Origin of the sequence: Citrobacter sp. Cu231 (assembly GCF_030332265.1) — a bacterium.
GTDB lineage: Bacteria > Pseudomonadota > Gammaproteobacteria > Enterobacterales > Enterobacteriaceae > Citrobacter > Citrobacter meridianamericanus.
Genome location: NZ_JAOWIE010000034.1, coordinates 399,886 through 421,765 on the forward strand (window position 1 = coordinate 399,886; position 21,880 = coordinate 421,765).

21 protein-coding genes and 1 pseudogene are annotated in these 21,880 nt (G+C 54.2%); 13 read left to right on the top strand and 9 right to left on the bottom strand.

The window, feature by feature from the left end:
• Positions 1-131 precede the first annotated feature (131 nt).
• The 3 genes from nirD to tsgA form a co-directional block, all read right to left on the bottom strand.
• The gene (nirD, locus tag OGY15_RS12755; RefSeq protein ID WP_151216835.1) at positions 132-458 is read right to left on the bottom strand and encodes a nitrite reductase small subunit NirD; all 327 of its coding nucleotides are present in this window, start codon (positions 456-458) and stop codon (positions 132-134) included.
• On the bottom strand, positions 455-2,998 hold the full coding sequence (gene nirB / locus OGY15_RS12760) for an NADPH-nitrite reductase large subunit (RefSeq protein WP_286539450.1): 2,544 nt from the start codon (positions 2,996-2,998) through the stop codon (positions 455-457). Before nirB ends, nirD begins: the two co-directional genes overlap by 4 nt.
• A 271-nt stretch (positions 2,999-3,269) precedes the next feature.
• Complete coding sequence (tsgA, locus tag OGY15_RS12765; RefSeq protein ID WP_286539452.1) at positions 3,270-4,451, bottom strand: MFS transporter TsgA; 1,182 nt, start codon at positions 4,449-4,451, stop codon at positions 3,270-3,272.
• A gap of 264 nt (positions 4,452-4,715) precedes the next feature.
• On the opposite strand from tsgA, the gene ppiA reads away from it, so the two are divergent.
• The 5 genes from ppiA to argD all read left to right on the top strand — a co-directional run bounded on the left by ppiA (position 4,716) and on the right by argD (position 8,052).
• The gene (ppiA, locus tag OGY15_RS12770) at positions 4,716-5,288 is read left to right on the top strand and encodes a peptidylprolyl isomerase A (protein ID WP_003023595.1); all 573 of its coding nucleotides are present in this window, start codon (positions 4,716-4,718) and stop codon (positions 5,286-5,288) included.
• A 106-nt stretch (positions 5,289-5,394) separates the two neighbouring features.
• A complete protein-coding gene (gene ficA, locus OGY15_RS12775) occupies positions 5,395-5,562 on the top strand; it encodes a FicA/YhfG family antitoxin (protein WP_151216832.1) in 168 nt (55 codons plus the stop codon).
• Positions 5,552-6,154, top strand: coding sequence for a putative adenosine monophosphate-protein transferase Fic (locus OGY15_RS12780; protein ID WP_151224118.1), 603 nt, complete (start codon positions 5,552-5,554; stop codon positions 6,152-6,154). The genes ficA and OGY15_RS12780 overlap by 11 nt, the downstream gene beginning before the upstream one ends.
• Before the next feature lie 31 nt (positions 6,155-6,185).
• Positions 6,186-6,749, top strand: coding sequence for an aminodeoxychorismate synthase component 2 (gene pabA / locus OGY15_RS12785; protein WP_286539456.1), 564 nt, complete (start codon positions 6,186-6,188; stop codon positions 6,747-6,749).
• Positions 6,750-6,834: 85 nt separating this feature from the next.
• Positions 6,835-8,052, top strand: a complete 1,218-nt coding sequence (argD, locus tag OGY15_RS12790; RefSeq protein ID WP_286539458.1) for a bifunctional acetylornithine/succinyldiaminopimelate transaminase — start codon at positions 6,835-6,837, stop codon at positions 8,050-8,052.
• 42 nt (positions 8,053-8,094) lie between these two features.
• Here the strand turns inward: argD and OGY15_RS12795 are convergent, their stop codons facing one another.
• Together OGY15_RS12795 and crp are read right to left on the bottom strand one after the other, a co-directional pair.
• Positions 8,095-10,182, bottom strand: a complete 2,088-nt coding sequence (locus tag OGY15_RS12795) for a YccS/YhfK family putative transporter (RefSeq protein ID WP_286539498.1) — start codon at positions 10,180-10,182, stop codon at positions 8,095-8,097.
• Between the two features lie 51 nt (positions 10,183-10,233).
• Positions 10,234-10,866, bottom strand: coding sequence for a cAMP-activated global transcriptional regulator CRP (crp, locus tag OGY15_RS12800; RefSeq protein WP_000242758.1), 633 nt, complete (start codon positions 10,864-10,866; stop codon positions 10,234-10,236).
• 306 nt (positions 10,867-11,172) lie between these two features.
• On the opposite strand from crp, the gene OGY15_RS12805 reads away from it, so the two are divergent.
• Positions 11,173-11,580, top strand: a complete 408-nt coding sequence (locus tag OGY15_RS12805) for an OsmC family protein (RefSeq protein WP_151216828.1) — start codon at positions 11,173-11,175, stop codon at positions 11,578-11,580.
• Positions 11,581-11,673: 93 nt separating this feature from the next.
• Here OGY15_RS12805 and OGY15_RS12810 read toward each other — a convergent pair whose 3' ends face one another.
• The 4 genes and pseudogenes from OGY15_RS12810 to OGY15_RS12825 all read right to left on the bottom strand — a co-directional run bounded on the left by OGY15_RS12810 (position 11,674) and on the right by OGY15_RS12825 (position 14,635).
• A complete protein-coding gene (locus OGY15_RS12810) occupies positions 11,674-12,543 on the bottom strand; it encodes a phosphoribulokinase (protein ID WP_003827751.1) in 870 nt (289 codons plus the stop codon).
• A 53-nt stretch (positions 12,544-12,596) separates the two neighbouring features.
• Positions 12,597-12,815 (bottom strand): YheU family protein, encoded by a 219-nt coding sequence (locus OGY15_RS12815; protein WP_187253777.1) that lies wholly within the window; start codon positions 12,813-12,815, stop codon positions 12,597-12,599.
• Positions 12,812-13,871, bottom strand: a pseudogene (locus OGY15_RS12820) (hydrolase). Before OGY15_RS12820 ends, OGY15_RS12815 begins: the two are co-directional and overlap by 4 nt.
• A 44-nt stretch (positions 13,872-13,915) precedes the next feature.
• Positions 13,916-14,635, bottom strand: coding sequence for an NUDIX hydrolase (locus tag OGY15_RS12825; protein WP_151216826.1), 720 nt, complete (start codon positions 14,633-14,635; stop codon positions 13,916-13,918).
• A 191-nt stretch (positions 14,636-14,826) separates the two neighbouring features.
• Here OGY15_RS12825 and prs point away from each other — a divergent pair, with 191 nt between their 5' ends.
• The 7 genes from prs (at position 14,827) to mdcE (ending at position 21,837) form a co-directional block, all read left to right on the top strand.
• Positions 14,827-15,687 (top strand): ribose-phosphate diphosphokinase, encoded by an 861-nt coding sequence (prs, locus tag OGY15_RS12830; protein ID WP_151216825.1) that lies wholly within the window; start codon positions 14,827-14,829, stop codon positions 15,685-15,687.
• Positions 15,688-15,701: 14 nt separating this feature from the next.
• The gene (locus OGY15_RS12835) at positions 15,702-17,192 is read left to right on the top strand and encodes a nicotinate phosphoribosyltransferase (protein ID WP_286539463.1); all 1,491 of its coding nucleotides are present in this window, start codon (positions 15,702-15,704) and stop codon (positions 17,190-17,192) included.
• Positions 17,193-17,389: 197 nt separating this feature from the next.
• Positions 17,390-19,045 (top strand): malonate decarboxylase subunit alpha, encoded by a 1,656-nt coding sequence (mdcA, locus tag OGY15_RS12840; RefSeq protein ID WP_035894383.1) that lies wholly within the window; start codon positions 17,390-17,392, stop codon positions 19,043-19,045.
• A complete protein-coding gene (locus OGY15_RS12845; RefSeq protein WP_210904213.1) occupies positions 19,045-19,902 on the top strand; it encodes a triphosphoribosyl-dephospho-CoA synthase in 858 nt (285 codons plus the stop codon). Before mdcA ends, OGY15_RS12845 begins: the two co-directional genes overlap by 1 nt.
• A 9-nt stretch (positions 19,903-19,911) precedes the next feature.
• Positions 19,912-20,211: a malonate decarboxylase acyl carrier protein gene (gene mdcC, locus OGY15_RS12850; protein WP_035894381.1), complete on the top strand. Its 300-nt coding sequence runs from the start codon at positions 19,912-19,914 to the stop codon at positions 20,209-20,211.
• Positions 20,204-21,037: a biotin-independent malonate decarboxylase subunit beta gene (locus tag OGY15_RS12855; RefSeq protein WP_123650847.1), complete on the top strand. Its 834-nt coding sequence runs from the start codon at positions 20,204-20,206 to the stop codon at positions 21,035-21,037. The genes mdcC and OGY15_RS12855 overlap by 8 nt, the downstream gene beginning before the upstream one ends.
• Positions 21,037-21,837 (top strand): biotin-independent malonate decarboxylase subunit gamma, encoded by an 801-nt coding sequence (gene mdcE / locus OGY15_RS12860; protein WP_151217207.1) that lies wholly within the window; start codon positions 21,037-21,039, stop codon positions 21,835-21,837. The genes OGY15_RS12855 and mdcE overlap by 1 nt, the downstream gene beginning before the upstream one ends.
• The last annotated feature ends 43 nt before the right edge of the window (positions 21,838-21,880 follow it).

The window sequence follows — 21,880 nt, forward strand, 5'->3', positions numbered from 1 at the left end:
AGTCACATAGTGAACTATGCTCCTGGGGGGTTGCTCAGTTGCTGCCGCGATGCAGCACAAATGATTTGGTGATAACAATTACAATGAAAAAAATACAAAAAAGGGGAGGCGTTGCGCCTCCCAAAAATTAATTAACCGCGCAGTTGTACCGTGCCGTCTTTCACGCGGGCTTCGTAATGTTTCACGGAGAACTGTTCGTCTTCCATGCACAGTCCGTCGCTTAAACGAAAGCGCTGTTTTTTCAGCGGGCTGGCGACCCACAATTCGCCCTGATGCTCCGCAATCAGCCCACGAGACAACACGCTCGACTCAAAAAACGGGTCAATGTTGCTGATCGCATACACCTGGTCGCTGTGATATGGGCGGAAAATCGCAACCTGCTCGCTACCTAACAGGGCGCAGACGCCTGTTGCAGGCAGAATGTCATCGATTTTGCAGATGTTTTTCCACTGGCTCATGCGTTTTCCTCCACCAGAGTGACCGGGATACGCTCGTATGGCGTGGCCGGACGATGTTGTTCACGTTCAGGCACAACCTGGACATTCGGATCGCGTTGATCGCTGTTGATAAAGTGTTTGAAGCGAACCTGTGCGGATGGGGTGTTAACAGTCTCCGTCCACTCGCAGACCACCGCCTCACGCAGACGGGCCATCTCTTCTTCCAGGTGCTGGTTCAGACCCAGTTTGTCGTCGATGATGACTGATTTCAGATACTCGATACCGCCTTCCAGATTGTCTAACCATGGCGCGGTACGGGTCAGTTTATCGGCGGTACGGATATAGAACATCATGAAACGGTCAAGGTACTTGAGCAGCGTTTCGCGATCGATATCCGCTGCCAGCAGATCCGCATGGCGAGGTTTCATCCCACCGTTACCGCAAACGTACAGATTCCAGCCTTTCTCAGTGGCGATAATACCCACGTCTTTGCCCTGAGCTTCCGCACATTCGCGGGTACAGCCGGAGACGCCGAATTTCATTTTGTGCGGGGTACGAATACCTTTGTAGCGATTTTCCAGTTCCACGCCGAAGCCGACGCTATCGCCGACGCCATAACGACACCAGGTGCTACCGACGCAGGTTTTCGCCATACGCAGTGCTTTGGCGTACGCATGGCCGGTTTCAAAGCCCGCTTCAATCAGCTGGCGCCAGATTTCCGGCAGGTCATCTTTCTGCGCGCCGAACAGGCCGATACGCTGAGAACCGGTGATTTTGGTGTACAGGTTAAATTTACGCGCGATACGACCCACGGCAACCAGGCCTTCCGGGGTAATTTCACCGCCCGCAGAGCGCGGGATCACGGAGTAGGTACCGTCTTTCTGGATGTTTGCCAGGAAGTTGTCGTTGGTGTCCTGCAGCGGTGTGTGCTGTGGTTTGAGGATGTACTCATTCCAGCAGGACGCCAGCAGGGAACCTACGGTCGGTTTGCACACTTCACAGCCGTAGCCTTTCCCGTGTTTTGCCAGCAGTTCTTCGAAGGTTTTAATACCTTCTACACGGATCAGATGGAACAGTTCCTGACGTGAGTACGGGAAATGCTCACACAGATTGTTGTTAACTTCGATCCCCTGTTTCGCCAGTTCGGCGTTCAGAACCTGCGTTACCAGCGGGATACACCCGCCGCAGCCGGTACCGGCTTTGGTTTCTGCTTTAAGCGCCGCCACGGTGTGGCAGCCTTTGTTGATAGCGGCAACCAGCATGCCTTTAGTGACATCAAAGCAGGAGCAAATCTGCGCGCTGTCCGGCAGTTTATCCACGCCGATAGACGGCTTACCACTGCCTGCGTGTGCTGGCAGAATCAGTGAATCCGGATTTTCTGGCAGTTCGATGGCGTTCAGCACCAGTTGCAGCAAATTGCCGTAATCGCTGGTGTCGCCCACCAGAACCGCGCCGAGCAGGGTTTTGTTATCTTCGCTAACGATGAGGCGTTTGTAGACTTCTTTGCTTTCGTCGAGATAGACGTAGCTACGGGCGCCCGGCGTGCGCGCATGCGCATCGCCAATCCCGCCAACATCTACGCCGAGGAGCTTCAGTTTGGCGCTCAGATCCGCGCCTTCAAAGGCGTTTTCGGTTTCGAGAATATGGTCAACGGCAACCTGCGCCATTTTGTAGCCTGGGGCCACCAGACCATACACGCGGTTGTTCCAGCTGGCGCATTCGCCGATGGCGTAGATATCCGGGTCAGAGGTCTGGCAAGAATCGTTAATCACGATCCCGCCGCGCGGCGCGACGTCCAGGCCGCACTGAGTCGCCAGTTTGTCGCGTGGGCGAATACCGGTGGAGAAGACGATGAAATCAACTTCCAGTTCGCTACCGTCGGCAAAACGCATGGTTTTGCGTGCTTCGGTGCCTTCCTGAACGATCTCTTTGGTATTTTTGCTGGTGTGCACACGCACGCCCATGCTTTCAATTTTGCGACGTAACTGCTCGCCACCCATATGATCCAGCTGTTCAGCCATCAGCATCGGTGCGAATTCAATGACGTGAGTTTCAACGCCGAGGTTTTTCAGAGCGCCAGCGGCTTCCAGACCCAGCAGGCCACCACCGACGACGGCGCCGCGCTTACTACGACGCGCGCAAGACTCAATAGCGTTGAGGTCTTCAATGGTCCGGTAAACGAAACAGTCCTGGGTTTCCGAACCTTTAATCGGTGGGATCCACGGGTAAGAGCCCGTTGCCATGATCAGCTTATCGTAATAGACCGTACGACCTGCGCTGGAGTGGATCACCTTCTCCTGGCGGTTGATAGTAATTGCGCGCTCGCCCACTAACACCTTAACGGCGTGCTTCTCGTAGAATCCTTCACGCACCAGAGAAAGCTCTTCGGCGGTGTGGTGGGAGAAGTAGGAAGACAGGTGTACACGGTCGTACGCTTTGCGGGGTTCTTCACAGAAGACGGTAATATCAAAATTGGCAGCGTCGGATTTATCAAGAAGATCCTCAATAAAGCGATGGCCGACCATACCATTACCGATAATAGCGAGTCTGACTTTGCTCATTTTTGCCTCGATTTCTTTTCTATTACCGCCTACCTTAACGATTCAGCAACCCCGCTTATTGATGCAAATCAAATTCACCTTTATATACTCCTTAAGAGGTATATGGCTGATTTAACTGCATTTTTATAAGTTACGGAATTAACTGGCTTTTCGTGTTTGTATAAAAAGCATACAAATTAAAGGGTTTTTGTAAGAGTTGGCCTACATGACCAGCGAAAGGAAGAGGGGGCGAGAATGTGCCGGACAGCGCAGATACTATCCGGCGTTGAGATTAATGCGTGACTGGCGCGTTATGCTGGCGATGACGCGTGACGAACCCAAGAATAAAGCACATCACGAATACAACAGCATACAAACCGTTAGCCGTCTGCAATGCCGCCAGCGGGCCGCTGTGCGCCACAATAGGACCGGTGACCACGAAGGTGAGCATTGTACCGATGGTGCCACAGGTCAGAACGAAGTTAACCAGTTTTGGTGAGGCGACCTTCGTCTGCTGTGAGCCGAGGGTAATAATGGTGGTATAAATCGCGCTGGAGAAGAAGCCCAGCGTCAGGATGAACCACGGCATATGTTCCGGCGCACCGGTGATGAACAGATACATCAGTACGGTGGCCAGACCTGCCAGTACAGTCAGGATGCGCTGCAGATCGAAGAATCGCAGGATAAAGCTAAATGCCCACATACCAACCATGTAAGACATCCAGAAATCGCTGACCAGTTTACCCGCATCGTTCAGGCTCATTCCCAGACTTTTGGCGTATTCTGGTACCCAGGAGATAAAGCCCAACTGACCGAGGATGTAGCACAGCGCGGCGATCGCCAGGAACAGCACGCCAATACCCCATTTTTCTTTCACTACCGGGGCGTCCGGTTGCTGCGCGTGTTTACCCAGCGCCGGGAATTCGCAGCCAAAGGTCAGCAGGAAAATGGCGACGTAGACCAGGCCGATGCAGGCATAGACCCAATACCATTCAATACTGCGTGCTAACAGATACGCTGCTACCATCGGGAAAATCATCCCCGCCATGCTGAAGAATGAGTCAGTAAACAGCAGGCGGGAACCGCGCTGGCGACCTTCGTACATCTGGGTCACCAGGAATGTACCAATCGACATGGTGATACCACTCACCACACCCAGTACAAACATGGCAGCAGAGAACAAGGCCAGGCTATGGCTGAGCATCAGTCCGGCGACAGCCAGGACCATCAGGATAAAGCCAAAGCGCAACTGAGTTTTCAGTGGCACAATTTCCATCAACCATGCATTCAGAAAGATAGAGATCAGAATGCCTGCATTCAGGAAGGTGAAGGTATTACTCATACTGGAAACGGGCAAATGGAAATAGTCTGCGATGTTTCCCATCACCATCCCGGTGACAATTACCAACGCACCTGTCAGGGCGTAGGAGAGAAAGCTAATCCATGTGAGCTTGATGCGATTGCTGTTAGTCATGACTGGCCTGTATAGAAGTGTAAGGCGCATTGACTGCGCCGTGAGCGGGCAGATTTTAGGCGCTTTTGTGATGTATTTAAATATTTATTGGTAATGACTTTATTTATTACATTTTTGTATGTGATCTAAATCACATTGAGTGATGCGGCAGTAAGGTTACATTTGTTTCAGGTACGTAAAATTAGGTAAAGGGATGGCCTTGTCCTTGAAGGCTCTTTAGAATCAATTCACTTGCTTCATTTCTGCTCTTGTTAAGGAATTCTCATGCTCAAATCGACTCTGGCGGCTGTTGCAGCTGTTCTCGCTCTTTCTGCTCTCTCTCCCGCAGCACTGGCAGCAAAAGGGGACCCGCATGTCCTGCTGACAACTTCTGCCGGTAACATTGAGCTGGAGCTGAACAGTCAGAAAGCCCCGGTTTCAGTGCAAAACTTTGTCGATTATGTCAACAGTGGTTTCTATAACAACACCACGTTCCACCGTGTGATCCCTGGTTTTATGGTGCAGGGCGGTGGTTTTACCGAGCAGATGCAGCAGAAGAAACCTAACCCGCCAATCAAGAATGAAGCCGATAACGGACTGCGTAACACCCGTGGCACGATTGCCATGGCGCGTACTGCGGATAAAGACAGCGCGACCAGCCAGTTCTTTATCAACATTGCAGACAACGCTTTCCTCGATCACGGCCAGCGCGACTTTGGCTACGCTGTTTTCGGTAAAGTTGTGAAAGGGATGGATGTCGCGGATAAGATCTCTCAGGTTCAGACCCATGATGTGGGTCCTTACCAGAATGTTCCGTCAAAACCGATTGTTATCCTGTCTGCCAAAGTCCTGCCGTAATCGTATTTTGCGCGGGCAATGCTTGCCCGCGTTCTCTCGCTTCTCTGCGTAACCCGAAATTGCTGCTTATACTTGTGGCAAGTGTCGGCTCATTCAGGGAGGTCACGTGAAAAAACTCACCGATAAACAAAAGTCCAGGGTCTGGGAACAACGGCGAAACGCCAATTTCCAGGCCAGTCGGCGGCTGGAAGGCGTGGATATTCCACAGGTTACCCTGAGCGCTGAAGACGCGCTGGCGCGTCTTGAAGCGTTGAGGAGGCACTATGAGCGATAAATTCGGTGATGGACGTGACCCCTACTTGTATCCGGGCCTGAATGTCATGCGTAACCGCCTGGGTATTCACCAGGCGCAGCGTCTGGCGCAGGCCGCTTATGAGTTGACGGCGCTGCGCGCAGCCACTATCGAATTGGGCCCGCTTAAACGGGGTTTGCCGCATCTGTGCGCTATTCATCGCCAACTCTATCAGGATATTTTTGACTGGGCGGGACATCTGCGAGAAGTCGATATTTACCAGGGTGATACCCGCTTTTGCCATTTCGCTTATATCGAGAAAGAGGGCAATGCGCTGATGCAGGACCTGGAAGACGAGTCCTGGCTGGTGGGGTTATCGGAAGACAAGTTTGTCGACCGACTTGCGCACTACTATTGTGAAATCAACGTACTGCATCCGTTTCGTATTGGCAGCGGTCTGGCGCAGCGTATTTTCTTTGAACAGTTAGCGATTCATGCCGGGTATATGTTGAGCTGGGATGGCATCCAGGTTGAAGAATGGAACCGGGCTAATCAGGGCGGGGCGATGGGCGACCTGTCTGCGCTGCGGGTGATATTTCGTAAAGTGGTAAGCGTAGTCCCGGAAACTGAGTAGAATAGCGCGGTTCTTATGTACCGGAGCCGCCATGATTCTGCTTATCGATAACTATGATTCATTTACCTGGAACCTGTATCAATACTTCTGTGAACTGGGGGCTGATGTCCTTGTCAGGCGCAACGACGAGCTGACGCTGTCGCAAATCGATGCGCTGAATCCGCAAAAAATCGTCATTTCCCCGGGACCTTGTACGCCGGATGACGCCGGTATTTCGCTGGATGTTATTCGCTATTTCGCGGGGAAGATCCCTCTGCTGGGGGTTTGTCTGGGGCACCAGGCGATGGCGCAGGCCTTTGGCGCGACCGTGGTGCGGGCGGCTAGAGTGATGCACGGTAAAACGTCGCCTATTTCGCATAACGAGCAGGGTGTTTTTCAGGGACTCGCCAATCCATTAACGGTAACGCGCTACCATTCTCTGGTGGTCGCTCCCGAAACCCTTCCTGACTGCTTTGAGGTGACCGCCTGGAGTGAAACGCAGGAGATCATGGGTATTCGTCACCGGGAGTGGGATATGGAGGGGGTGCAGTTTCACCCGGAGAGCATTCTCAGCGAACAGGGGCATCAGCTGCTGGCTAATTTTCTCAACCGGTGATTTGTGGTTGCTATTCAGTGATTTTTTATTCATATTTTGTGATTATAATTTCACTAGCATTTCTGCTTAACAGGGTGGTAATGACATGGCAACTGAACAAACTGCAATTACACGCGCGACATTCGATGAAGTGATTCTGCCGATTTATGCACCGGCTGAGTTTATCCCGGTAAAAGGGAAAGGGAGTCGAGTGTGGGATCAACAGGGTAAAGAGTATGTTGATTTCGCAGGCGGTATTGCAGTTACCGCGTTAGGGCATTGCCATCCGGCGCTGGTTGAGGCGTTAACCACCCAGGGCGAAACCCTGTGGCATACCAGCAATGTTTTCACCAACGAACCGGCGTTACGCTTAGGTCGTAAACTCATTGATGCGACCTTCGCCGAGCGCGTACTGTTCATGAACTCCGGTACCGAAGCTAACGAAACCGCCTTTAAGCTGGCGCGCCACTATGCCTGCGTGCGCCATAGCCCGTTCAAAACCAAGATTATTGCCTTCCACAACGCGTTTCACGGTCGTTCGCTGTTTACCGTATCCGTTGGCGGGCAACCGAAATATTCCGACGGCTTTGGACCCAAACCGGCAGATATCATCCATGTCCCGTTTAACGATCTGCATGCGGTCAAAGCGGTGATGGACGATCACACCTGCGCGGTGGTGATCGAGCCTATTCAGGGCGAGGGTGGCGTTACTGCGGCAACGCCGGCATTCCTGCAAGGCTTGCGTGAGCTCTGTGATCAGCACCAGGCGCTGTTGGTATTTGATGAAGTACAGAGCGGGATGGGGCGTACTGGCTCACTGTTTGCCTATATGCACTACGGCGTGACGCCGGATATCCTGACCAGTGCCAAGGCGCTCGGCGGCGGCTTCCCGGTGAGTGCGGTACTGACTACCCAGGAGATTGCCTCGGCGTTCCACGTGGGCTCGCATGGTTCCACTTATGGCGGTAATCCGCTGGCCTGTGCGGTTGCGGGAGCTGCGTTTGATATCATCAACACGCCGGAAGTGCTGGAAGGTATTCAGGCCAAACGCCAGGCGTTTGTTCAGCATTTGCAGAAAATTGACCAGCAGTTTGACATTTTCAGCGACATTCGCGGTATGGGACTGCTGATTGGCGCCGAACTGAAGCCGCAGTTTAAAGGCCGGGCGCGTGATTTCTTGTACGCCGCGGCGAATGAAGGCGTGATGGTACTGAACGCCGGACCGGACGTGATGCGTTTCGCGCCGTCGCTGGTGGTGGAGCAGACCGATATCGATGAAGGGATGCAGCGCTTCGCGCAGGCCGTGGCGAAAGTGGTGGCTTGACGATCTTAGGCCGGATAAGCGTAGCGCATCTGGCAGTCGATCTTAACCCTTCATATCCCGCAACCGGCGGCTCAGCCAGATCCCGTGATGCGGTCGCTGACGCCATGCTACCGACGAAATGGTATGCATGGTGTTCAGATGCCCTAATATCCGCTGTAGATGCTGCTCAAGGGTACTTAAAGGCCCGTGGGACAGCATCTCTGGCGCCTCGAGAATATTTACATCGCCGGAGCTTCCTGGGCCGTCATATTCCAGCCGTTGCTGACAGCGCTGGATCGCAATTTCACAGGACTCCAGATACCGCTGCGCCAAATCCGGCGTCAGCATCGTATGTTCCCTTGCCAGCGTGGTCATCGCGTTGATGTGTTCGACGATGAACTGGCTATGCGTAACCCACAGTTTCATGTCCGCCAGATAGTGCGAGTTGAATCCTGGCTCCTGCATCGCCTGGTTAAGTGAGTTGAACAACGTGTTATGCGCCTGGTTGACCCGCATGCGTTGATACGCCAGCGGTGTGGCCTGCGGATCGTTGCTAAGGATCAGGCGGATGGCTTCCTGATCGGCTTCTAACGCATCGTGGGCGTTTTTACGCAGCAGGCCGCTCTGCCACTGCGGCCATAGCCAGAGCATCCCGCCAAAGGCGATTAGGCAACCAGTGACCGTATCGATAAACCGCGGCACGATAAACTGTTCCCCGTTCAGTGTCAGCAACTGCAGGGTGTATACCGCGGTGACCGTAAAGCCGACGGTAGCCCAGCCGTAGTTTTTACGGATGGTCAGATAACTCACCAGGGTTATCAGCAGCATGCCTGCCAGCGTGTAACTCTCCTGAATATGAAAGTGCAGTGTGACGCCAGCGATCACCAGGCCAACGAGCGTCCCTACTGAACGGTGTAAAATACGTACCCGGGTCGCCCCGTAGCCATTTTGCGTGACGAACAGGATTGTCATCAAAATCCAATAGGGTTTTGGCAGGTGTAAGGCGCTGCCCATCAGGCTGGCAATGCTCAACATGACGCTGATGCGTCCGGCATTACGCAGCGCCGGGGATTTCAACGACAGATAGCTTTTCAGGGCAGGGATCAGCGGCAGCCGACGCTGCTTGTCAGCCATTAAATCCCGGGCATACAGTGGGCGCTGGGTGCGTAGCACGCGGGCAATACGGCTGAAGTGCCAGTAACAAAATTGTCCTACCGGATTGTCCGGATGTTGGTTGGCAATTTTCTCCAGCGTGCCAATTTGTTTATCCATTGAAAAACGTGTTGGCAAGCGGTGATACAAAATGTCATCGGCCAGAACGCGAAGGCGTTCGGCGACGGTGCGCGCGTTCCAGCGGATCACCTGTTCGGCGTGGCTACGTTCGACCAGCTTTTGCACCTCTTCCGGCTGGTGGAGGCTGACGGAAATATGTTCCTGTAAATCGAGCGCCTCCTGAAAGGCACGTAGCAGGCGCTTATAATCGTTGTTGCGATGTGCCGACAGCATATGCATTTGCTGATAGCACTGGGTAATCAAATCTACCGCTTTTTGTTGGCGCACAAGCAGGGGGGGTAGCGCTTTTTCCGGATCGGCATGCTGAGTCAGGAGGCTGTATTTGGCCTCACAGTAATCGGCTAATTCACGATACAACAAGCTGAGCGACTCACGCAGCGGCTGCTCACGCCACATCCAGAACCAGAACCAGTTGAACAGGCCGTACCACAATGTACCCAACGCGTAGATCAGCAGTGGCTCCCAGACGGGCATGTTCCCGGCCAGGCTGAGCGTGAAAATTGCCGCGATAAGCGAGGCAGGTAGTAGTCGTGCATGCAGAGGGCCTAATTCAGCGGTTACACCAAGAATCAGCGTCAGGCCAGTGAGGATCAGCGGCAGCGGTATAGTCTGTGCCAGCAGTATCTGCATGATCAGACTGCATCCGGCAAACAAAGACGCACCAATCACTAAGCGTTTGAAAAAGCGCTTATGCGGGGTATCAAGACCGGCAATATTGCAGCAGGCAGGGACGAGGGAGAAGAGGAGCCCCAGATGAAGCTGCCCGATGATCAGACCGACGGCCACAGGTAAACATAGCACCAGCGTCTGTCGTAGTGCGTAGTTGATCTCAGGGTGATATATCAGTCTTCGCCACATCGGTGCAAACAAAAGTGGCGCATTACGGGGTAACGCGCCACTTCGATGGGGTTAACGTGTGCCGTAGACGACGATGGTCTTACCGTGTGCGGAGATCAGATTCTGATCTTCCAGCATCTTCAGAATACGACCAACGGTCTCACGGGAACAGCCAACGATCTGGCCGATTTCCTGGCGGGTGATTTTAATCTGCATGCCGTCCGGGTGGGTCATCGCGTCAGGCTGTTTCGCCAGATTCAGCAGAGTCTGCGCGATACGACCGGTAACGTCGAGGAAGGCAAGGTTGCCAACTTTTTCAGACGTGACCTGCAGACGGCGAGCCATCTGAGAGGACAGGCGCATCAGAATATCTGGATTGACCTGGATTAATTGGCGAAATTTTTTGTACGAAATTTCAGCGACTTCACATGCAGTTTTAGCACGGACCCAGGCGCTGCGTTCCTGACCTTCTTCGAAGAGGCCTAATTCACCAATAAAATCGCCCTGATTCAGATAAGAAAGGATCATTTCTTTCCCTTCTTCATCTTTGATCAGCACTGCCACTGAGCCTTTAACGATGTAGTACAACGTTTCCGCTTTTTCACCCTGGTGAATCAGCGTGCTCTTCGATGGGTACTTATGAATATGGCAATGAGACAAGAACCATTCGAGAGTCGGGTCTGTTTGCGGTTTGCCAAGCACCATGCGCGGTTATCCTCTGTTATAAGCTGTCTCCAGAGCCAAAATACTACCTGCCTCTGGGTTTGCAAAAATGTGCTTCCCGCTACCTGGGAAGGGGGCTGTCAATACGTGCGACGGCCTGTAATGTGATGTCCTCTGCATACATGCAGTACGTCAATGTATTACTGTAGCATCCTGACTGTTTTAGCATAGCTTTCGCCGTGTGTCTCCTGGTGTCTCGCTTCAGCATGACGCAGGTCGCCTTCCGTTGCGAGATTTGTTGTGTGCGCGTAATCTGTCAGGAAAATTGATGCATCGGAGTAATAAAATATGCAAGCACGTGTTAAGTGGGTTGAAGGGTTAACCTTCCTCGGTGAGTCCGCCTCTGGCCACCAGATTTTGATGGACGGTAACTCCGGTGATAAAGCGCCGAGCCCGATGGAAATGGTCTTAATGGCTGCGGGCGGTTGCAGCGCAATTGATGTGGTGTCGATCCTGCAAAAGGGTCGTCAGGATGTGACCAACTGCGAAGTGAAGCTGACCTCCGAGCGTCGTGATGAAGCGCCACGCCTGTTTACCCACATCAACCTGCATTTCGTTGTAACGGGTAACGATCTGAAAGATGCGTCCGTCGCTCGCGCGGTCGATCTTTCGGCGGAAAAATATTGCTCCGTGGCGCTGATGCTGGAAAAGGCGGTGAACATTACCCACTCCTATGAAGTGGTTGCCGCTTCGTGATGTTATGCCTGATGGCGATACACTTATCAGGCCTACAGGATTTAAACGCGTAGGCCGGATAAGGCATTAGCCGCCATCCGGCAAAAAAACACCTTACTCTATCTTTTTACCTTCCATCAGTCGCTGGACTAGCGGCAGCATAATCAATTCCATCGCCAGACCCATTTTCCCGCCCGGAACAACCAATGTATTGATATGAGAAATGAATGAGCCCTGCAGCATGGCCAGTAGCCATGGGAAATCGATCCCTTCCAGATTACGAAAATGAATCACGACAAAGCTTTCATCGAGTGACGGAATACTCTTGGCGGCAAAGGGGTTAGAGGTATCTACAGTCGGTACGCGCTGAAAGTTGATATGCGTACGAGAAAACTGTGGCGTGATGTAATTGATATAATCGTCCATTGAACGCACCACCGAGTCCATCACCGCTTCACGCGAGTGTCCACGCTCGCTGGTATCGCGGGTCAGCTTCTGGATCCACTCCAGGTTCACGATCGGCACCACACCAACCAACAGATCGACATGCCGGGCCACATTTTGCTGCGGGGTGACAACGCCGCCGTGAAGTCCCTCATAGAACAGGACATCTGTCGGTTCAGGCAGCGGCTGCCAGGGCGTAAATGTCCCCGGAACCTGATTCCACGGTACGGCCTCATCGTAGGTGTGCAGATATTTACGCGACTGACCTTTGCCCGTCTGACCGTATTCAATGAAGGTTTGCTCCAGCAGACCGAAGTCGTTAGCTTCGGGGCCGAAATAGCTGATATGCCGCCCGGCATCGCGCGCTTTGCGAATCGCCATGTCCATTTCCGGGCGGGTATAGCGATGAAAACTGTCGCCTTCCACCTCGGCGGCGCGCAGATTTAACTGCGCGAATATTTTACGAAACGCGAGGCTGGTGGTGGTGGTCCCCGCGCCGCTGGATCCTGTTACCGCAATCACCGGATGTTTGGCAGACATAACAACTCCATGAAATGGTTGTAATTATAGTAAAGTCGGCCGGCGGCTACGGATTACTCGCGAATCTGCTTCCTCGGCATAATGTTGACCGTTTCATGCAATTCGGACCACACCAGCACGGCTTCACCTGATTGTAGTTGGCGTTTGACGTCGGCGACTTTTTGTTCGAGCGAGCGTTCATGTTCACCATAATCGGTGCCTTCGCGCAAGACAAAGCTTTCAAGCAGATTGTCCAGCGCGTCCGGGGAGATGTCTTGCCAGGGGATAATCATGATGACGCCTCCAGATACGTTGTCAGCCAGTCCGGGATTCTGGATTCCAGCCACATCTCCGGATGGCGTATCGTACCGCCAATGAATCCGACATGGCCGCCGTGTTCAGTAAGCTGATACTCCACCTGCGAGGGCAGGTTTTCCGGTTCAGGGATCACATGATGATCCATAAACGGATCATCCTTGGCATGGATAATCAGCGTCGGTTTGGCGATCTGATTAAGCAATGGCATGGCGCTACACTGACGGTAATAGTCTATCGCATCGGCGAAACCGTGAATTTTGGCGGTGATCAGATCGTCAAAATCGCGAATGCGACGTAGAGATTTCAACTGGGCCAGACTCACCGGCAGTGAGCCAGGATAAGCCTCAAGCTTACGCGAGGCATTGGCTTTCAACAGATTAAGCAGGTAGCGCTGATAGACCCGGGAGAATCCCTTGTCCATGTGGTAACTACAGGCTTCCAGCACGAAAGGGGCAGAGACGATAACCGCAGCATCAATTGGAATCTCGGTGCCTTCTTTTGCCAGCAGGCAGGCCAGCATGTTTCCACCAAGCGAATAGCCTACCGCTGCGGTCGGCACACGACCGAACTCACGCTCCAGCCAGTGTAAAAACCAGGTGCCGTCTTCTGTTTCACCGGAGTGATAAATGCGGTTCAGACGATTTGGTTCGCCGCTGCAGCCGCGAAAATGCATCACCACACCCAGCCAGCCGCGCTTTTGTGCTGCTTCAATCAGGCCATGTGCGTAGGGGCTGTTCAGGCTGCCTTCCAGGCCGTGAAAAACCACCAGGCGCGGTTTGTGTTTCGCTTGCTGCGGATCTTCACTCCACGCCAGATCGACAAAATCACCGTCTGGCAATTCCAGACGCTGCCAGTGGGCATCGAACTTCACCTTGCGGCGAATTAAACGCGGCAGCATCGTCTGCAGATGGCGGTTACTGATACCGCGCATTGGACGGAAATCTCGCGAATCTTCGGTAGGTGGAGTCATTTCTGTGGACGTGATTTCAACCATAACACCAGAGCAATTAATATTCGGAAAGAATAACTATACCGCGCGCAGCGCATGCGGGTTAGCCAATATGTGATTTTGCGCTTATTCTGCCAGCAGGTTACGTGAAAAAAGATGAATTTCCACGCCCGGTTTACGTCGCCACAGGCGAGCTTTACGCGTCCCTGTTGCTACGCTTTCTCCGGTATCTTCAAACATTCCTGAAGCTTCAAAGCGGCGAATCAGACTTTTACGCTGGATCGACTGACCGAGGATAACCTCAGTAGCTTCCAGCAGTTGCCCATGGGTAAATGTCTCCGGCAAACAATATACGGGCAGGAGCGAGTACATCGTTTTTTGCCGCAAGCGATGCAGCGCCGCCGTAATGATTTTTTCGTGATCGAACGCGAGTGAATAGTTTTTCAGCTCATCAACTGGCACCCAGCGGGCGTTGCTGACGCTGGCGATGTGCGGCGCACAGTCTACCCAGGCGATTAGCGCAAACCAGGTTACTGTCAGGCTCCAGCCTCGCGGGTCTCGTTCGGGCCCGGAAAAGGTATCCAGCTGTTCCAGCCACGAAGGCGAAACGCCCGTTTTTTCAGTGAGTTTGCGCAGCGCTGTGGCGCGGGTTGAATCATCGTTTTCAATATCAATAAAGCCGCCAGGTAATCCCCAATACCCTTTTTGCGGTTGGGTTGCCCGCTCGACCAATAATACGCACAGCGTCTGCTGATGCAGGGTAAACAACACGCTATCTACCGTCACCAAAGGAGAGGGGAAGCGGCTGGCGTCGTATTGCTTCAGGTAGTCGGCTTCGGTGGTCATAAAACACTCACGATGATTTGTCACGCGGACAAGTGTACCAGTCCGATGTCGGGGAGCAAGGTTCGTTTTTTAGTATTATTTATCAGTGTATTACCACACGATAAAAAATGATGAATTTTATGCTTGCCTAATATGTGTCTTAGGGACATTATTAATTGTGTCGAAGGGACACAATTAATAGGAGTCGAGTGATGAGCTTAAAACTGACACTAACTTTGGACGACCAAACCTATGCAGTTGCCAGCGGTGTTTTTCCTGATGGCGCCGTCTGGTTAAAAGTCATCGATGCACTACCATCCTTTGCTCGCCTGATGCGCATCCGCGCTGCAGCAATGCGTGATATGAATGACTTTATGCTGCTGGCGCAACTGGTGGAGGCGGTTCGCCACCAAACTGATGTGCTGGTCAGCCATCTCGAACTTCCCTGGTTGCCGTGGGCGCGTCAGGACAGACATATGGTGGCAGGTGACAGCTTTGCGCTGAAAGTCTTCGCCAGTCACCTCAATACGTTGAAATTCGATAAGGTCAACGTGCTCGACCCGCACAGTGACGCGGCGGCTGCGGCCATCGACAACCTGGTCGCCATTGGGCAAGAGTGCTGCCTGTTGCAAAGCGCGTCATTATCGCGGCTGTTTCAGCAACATGCGCTGATGTTGGTTGCCCCGGATGCTGGCGCACTGAAGAAGATTGATACCGTGGCGAGAGCAGCCGGCGTGGCGGAGTACGCCATCCTGAGCAAGAAACGTGATGTAGCAAGCGGCAAGTTGACGGGATTTGCATTACTGACCGGGGATGTCAGTGGGCGTGATTTGCTGATTGTGGACGACCTGTGTGATGCTGGCGGCACCTTCATAGGCTCCGCGCAGGTGCTACGTGATGCCGGTGCCCGCAGCGTTAGCCTGTATGTCACCCACGGAATCTTTTCTAAGGGCGTTGAACACCTGTTTGATAACGGTATTGACGCCATCTACACCACCACTTCTTTCGCTGTCCCGACGCTGAAACATCCGCAGCTTGAACTTATCGATATTGACGCGATTTACTGCGCCTGAGGGAGACACCTGTTATGAAAATGAATCCAATTTTAGCTATCGATGGCTACAAAGTGTCTCACCGCGTGCAGTATCCACTGGGCACCAGCCGGGTCTATTCCAACTTTACTCCGCGCAGCGATCGCTTTTTCTCGTCGCCGCTGCCAGATGGCAAACTGGTTTTCTTTGGTCTGCAGGGTTTCTTACAGTGGTTTTTAGTTGACCTGTTTAATGAAGCGTTTTTTGCCCGCCCGGAAGATGAGGTGGTGAACGAGTACAAACAGCTCATGGACAGCTATCTCGGCAAAGATATGGTGGCGGTGGACCATATTCGTGCATTGCATCAGTTGGGCTATCTGCCGCTGCATATTAAGGCGCTGGATGAAGGCAGCAAAGTCCCAATGACGGTGCCGGTTTTAACCATTATCAACACTAAACCTGAGTTTTTCTGGCTGGTGAATTACCTGGAGACCATACTGTCGGCCGAGTTATGGAAGGCGTCAACAAACGCCACGATTGCTCATCACTACCGAAAAATCTGCGCACGCTGGGCACAGAAAACCTGTAGCGATCTGACGCATCTCGACTTCCAGTGCCATGACTTTTCATTTCGCGGTATGGCCGGATTGCAGGACACCATGCAGGCGGGCTGCGGGCATTTGTTGAGTTTTAAAGGGACCGACAGTATTCCATCCCTGCTGTATACCCGCGATTACTACACCGACGGCGAGGCCTATTTTATCGGCGCCAGCATTCCGGCAACTGAGCACAGTGTGATGTGTATGGGCGAACGTGAACACGAGATCGAGACCTTCCGCCGCCTGATTGTCGATCTCTACCCGCAGGGATTTGTGTCGATAGTCTCTGATACCTGGGACTACTGGCAGGTGCTGACGGAATATACCCGCGAGCTGAAGAACATCATTCTGGCCCGTGAAGGGCGGGTGGTATTTCGCCCAGACAGCGGTAACCCGGTGGAGATCCTGTGTGGTACTGGCGCAGATGACGATACAACAAGCGAACGCAGCGCGCAGGAAAAAGGGTCTGTGGAAGTGCTGTGGGAGATTTTTGGCGGCACGGTTAACGCTAAAGGCTACAAGGTGCTCGACCCACATGTGGGACTGATTTATGGCGATTCCATTACCCTTGAGCGGGCGAATGAAATCCTGCGTCGTCTGGAAGCGAAAGGATTTGCCAGTTCAAACGTCGTGTTTGGCGTCGGTTCCTTTACCTATCAGTACAACACGCGTGACACCTTCGGTTTTGCGATGAAAGCGACGTGGGGAGAAGTTGATGGCAAAGGGCGGACAATTTTTAAAGAGCCAAAAACGGATAATGGCTTAAAGCGCTCAGCCCGTGGCCTACTTCGCGTAGCACGTGATGAGCAGGGGGAATTGCGTCTGCATGATGAACAAACCTGGGAACAAGAGCAGGAAGGGGAGCTGAAAACCCGTTTTCTCAACGGTAAGCTGTTTAACCGTGAGCACTTCGAACAGATCCGCCAGCGTCTGGCGACGCAACGGTAATTTCCCGCCAGCGGGTAGCGTTGCCCGCTTTCTCCTCCCTCCCGGCGTAAATTGATCATCGTCACAAATGGTTACTTCAATTATTACTCTCAAGCTAATGATTCTTTCCTACGCTTAATTGATGACTTTCTCACCAGAGCGCACACTCTTAGCTGTGTTAAGCAATCAAAATGATTAGCTGAATCAGGAGGTTAATAATGTTATCTGGGCAAACACCAGCACGCGTCTGGAACACACGCCGCACCGAAAAACAGCGGCGTCTGGCTTCCGTCCCGGTGCAGGGCAAGGTTCTGCCAACCGCAGACCTGACCGCAATGCTGGAAAAACTGATCGCGCCGGGTGACCGCGTGGTATTAGAAGGGAATAACCAAAAGCAGGCAGATTTCTTATCCCGCATGCTGGCCGAGGTTAACCCGCAGATTGTGCACGACCTGCACATGATCATGCCGAGCGTCGGCCGCAGCGAGCATCTGGACATCTTCGAAAAAGGGATCGCCCGCAAGCTGGACTTTTCCTTCTCCGGTACTCAGAGCCTGCGTATTTCGCAGCTGCTGGAAGATGGTCAGTTGGAAATCGGCGCCATCCACACCTACATCGAACTCTATTCCCGTCTGTACGTTGACCTGTCGCCGAACGTGGCGCTGATTGCCGGCTTCAAAGCCGACCGCAAAGGTAACCTCTACACCGGGGCGAGCACCGAAGATACCCCAGCGCTGGTTGAAGCCGCCGCGTTCCACGACGGTATCGTCATCGCACAGGTGAACGAGCTAGTGGACGATGAATGTGACCTGCCGCGCGTGGATATCCCTGGCTCCTGGGTTGATTTCGTGGTTGTGGCCGACAAACCGTTCTTTATCGAACCGCTGTTCACCCGTGATCCGCGTCTCATCAAACAGGAACACATCCTGATGGCGATGATGGCGATTAAAGGCATCTACGCGGAACACCAGGTCCAGTCACTGAACCACGGCATCGGCTTTAACACCGCGGCTATCGAACTGCTGCTGCCAACCTACGGCGAACAGCTCGGCCTGAAAGGCAAAATCTGTAAACATTGGACGCTGAACCCGCATCCAACGCTGATTCCGGCGATTGAGAGCGGCTGGGTTGAAAGCGTGCACTGCTTCGGCGGCGAGCTGGGGATGGAAGAGTACATCCGCGCCCGTCCTGACATCTTCTTTACCGGTTCCGACGGCTCGATGCGTTCTAACCGCGCCTTCTGCCAGCTGGCAGGTCAGTACGCGGTGGATATGTTCATCGGTTCTACCCTACAGGTTGATGGCTACGCCAACTCCTCTACCGTGACCCGCGGTCGTCTTTCTGGCTTCGGCGGCGCGCCAAACATGGGTCATGACCCACACGGTCGTCGTCATGCAACGCCTGCCTGGCTGAACATGATCACCGAGCCTGATCCAATGCAGCGCGGTAAAAAACTGGTTGTGCAGATGGTCGAAACATTCCAGGCCGGCGTGAAGCCAACCTTCGTTGAAAAACTGGACGCGGTTGATGTGGCGAAAGCCTCGGGCATGCCGCTGGCACCGGTGATGATCTACGGCGACGACGTGACCCACGTGCTGACCGAAGAAGGTATTGCTTACCTCTATCGCGCCAAAGATCTTGAAGAGCGCCGTGCGATGGTGGCTGCGGTCGCGGGTATCACCGATATTGGTCTGGGCGTTGACGCGAAACGCGTAGCCGAGCTGCGTCAGAGCGGCAAGGTTGTCTATCCGGAAGATATGGGCATTCGTCGTACCGATGCCACCCGTTCGCTGCTGGCGGCCGGTAGCGTCGCTGACCTGGTGGAATGGTCCGGCGGTCTTTACAACCCACCTGCGAAATTCCGGAGCTGGTAATGAAACTTCTGCCCCAGATTCAGGTTGAAGGCGGTGCCGAATGGCTGGCGCGAACCGCCACGCAGTGTCTGATTGACGAAGCACGATTAAGCCCGAAACCCGGTCTGGTGGACAGTCGGGGGAACGGCGCGCACCACGATTTATCGCTTGCGCTAATGGAGCGCTCCGCGCACAGCCTGGCCCCTACATTTCAGGCGCTGGCGCAACAAAGCTGGCAACGTCCGGCGGATATTGCGCTTAGACAAACCATAGGGCGACTCGGCCGCGAAGGCGAGCAGCAGATGATGGCAGCCACCGGCGGGGTCAATACTCACCGTGGCGCGATTTGGGCACTGGGCTTGCTGGTGAGCGCCGTGGCAATGCATGGCGGAGCGGGCAACGCGAAACAGGTTGCCGCGACCGCCGCCGAACTGGCGAAGCTGCCAGATGCCGCGGCACCAAAAGTGTTTAGCAAAGGGCTGCGCGCCACCCACCGTTATCAGGTGCCGGGCGCGCGTGAAGAGGCGCAGCAGGCGTTTCCGCATGTGATGCAGCGTGCGTTGCCGCAGCTGCGGCTCAGCCGACTTAACGGTAGCAGCGAAGCCCATGCGAGGCTCGATGCGCTGATGGCGATCATGACCTCGCTGACCGACACCTGCGTGCTGTCTCGCGCCGGGCTGGAAGGGTTGGACGCCATGCAAGACGGCGCTCGCGCAGTGCTGAACGCGGGCGGCAGCGCCCATCCGGCAGGTCAGGCGGCATTGGCCGCGCTTGATAGCCACATGCTGGCGCTCAACGCTTCGCCGGGCGGTGCCGCTGATTTGCTTGCCGCCACCCTGTTTCTCGATCGCATCGAATCGCCTTATTTCAAGCATTAAGAGGATGTTATGGAACACATTACGTTAACCGTACCGGCCAGCCGCACCTTAAGCGGCAAAGCGCTGGCAGGCGTTGTGGGCTCCGGGGATATGGAGGTGTTATTCACCGCCGACCAGGGCCAGACGTTAACCATTGATATCACCACTTCTGTCGATAACAGCCGCAGCCGCTGGGAAGCACTGATTAACCGTCTGCAAACGGTCAGCAGCCTGCCTGCCGGCAAACTGACCATCCACGACTTCGGAGCGACGCCGGGCGTGGCGCGCATCCGTATCGAACAGGTTTTTGAAGAGGTGAGCTATGCGTGATGATCGCAGTTTTATCGAATTAAAAGCACGCCAGCGTGCGCATGCGCTGCTGGATGAAGGCAGCTACCGTGAACTGCTCGACCCGTTTGAAGGCGTGATGTCGCCGTGGCTGGGCGCGCAGGGCATTGTCCCACAGGCCGATGACGGCATGGTTGTGGCAAAAGGCACCATCAATGGCAAACCGGCCGTTGTAGTGGCGATTGAAGGCGCATTCCAGGGCGGCAGCATGGGCGAAGTGTCCGGCGCCAAAATGGCGGCGGCGCTAGAGTTGGCGGCGGAAGATAACCGTAACGGCATCCCAACTCAGGCCGTTCTGAGCCTGGAAACCGGCGGCGTACGTTTACAAGAAGCGAACCTGGGCCTGGCGGCGATTGCCGACATCCACGCGGCGATTGTTGACCTGCGTCGTTACACCCCGGTGGTCGGCATTGTGGCCGGTACCGTGGGCTGCTTCGGTGGGATGTCTATCGCAGCGGCGCTGTGTAGCTATCTGATTGTGACCCGCGAAGCGCGTCTTGGCCTGAACGGTCCGCAGGTCATCGAACAGGAAGCCGGTATTGAAGAGTATGACTCCCGCGACCGTCCGTTTATCTGGAGTATGACCGGCGGCGAAATTCGCTACGAAAGCGGTCTGGTTGAAGCGCTGGTCGGTGACGGCGTTAACGCGGTGAAAGCCGCCATGAACGATGCGCTGGCGAAAGGCGTTCCGGCGAAACATCGCACCGACAACTATGCCTGGTATCTCGACCGTCTGACGAATTTCGATACCCGCAAACAGGCGGATACCGAACAGATTCATGCGCTCTTCGCCCGGGAGGTGAAATGATGAGTAACGCAATTAGCCGTGGCGAATTATGGCTGGAAACGCTGGTTCCGAACGCCAAACGAATCGAAGGGCTGTGCCCGTCTGTGCAGGCCGCTGACGGTGAACTTAACGGTGAAACGGTACGTTTTGTTGCCGTGGTGCCGGATGCCAATAACCACTTCCCGCGCGCAGCGAAAGGGGAAGTCGGTCTGCTGGAAGGCTGGACGCTGGCAAAAGTGGTCAGTGAAACCATTGCCGCAGACGCTGATAAAGCGGTGAAACGTCCGATTGTGGCGGTGATTGATGTACCAAGCCAGGCCTACGGTCGCCGTGAAGAAGGTTTCGGTATTCACCAGGCGCTGGCCGGTGCCGCAGCGGCATATGCCAACGCGCGTCTGGCGGGCCACCCGGTGATTGGCCTGATTGTCGGTAAAGCGATGTCCGGTGCGTTTCTGGCGCACGGCTACCAGGCGAATCGCCTGATCGCCTTCAACGACAAAGGCGTGCTGATTCACGCCATGGGTAAAGAGTCGGCGGCGCGTATCACCCTGCGTACCGTTGACGCGCTGGAAAAACTGGCGGCGACTATTCCACCAATGGCGTATGACATCAGCAACTACGCCACCCTGGGGCTGCTGGAGAATCTGCTGGATATCAGCAATCCGGACGCGCCTTCTGCTTCCGATCTGGCGCTGGTGAAAACCACGCTGCAACAGGCCATTAATGACGCTCGTCAGGACCCGACGCTGAAAAGCCGTCTGGGCGCTGACAACCGCCGCAGCTCTGCCCTCGTACGCGAACGCATGCGGGCTAGCTGGTAAGTAAAAAAGAGACCTGCCGGATGTACGGCTCCGTGGGCGCATA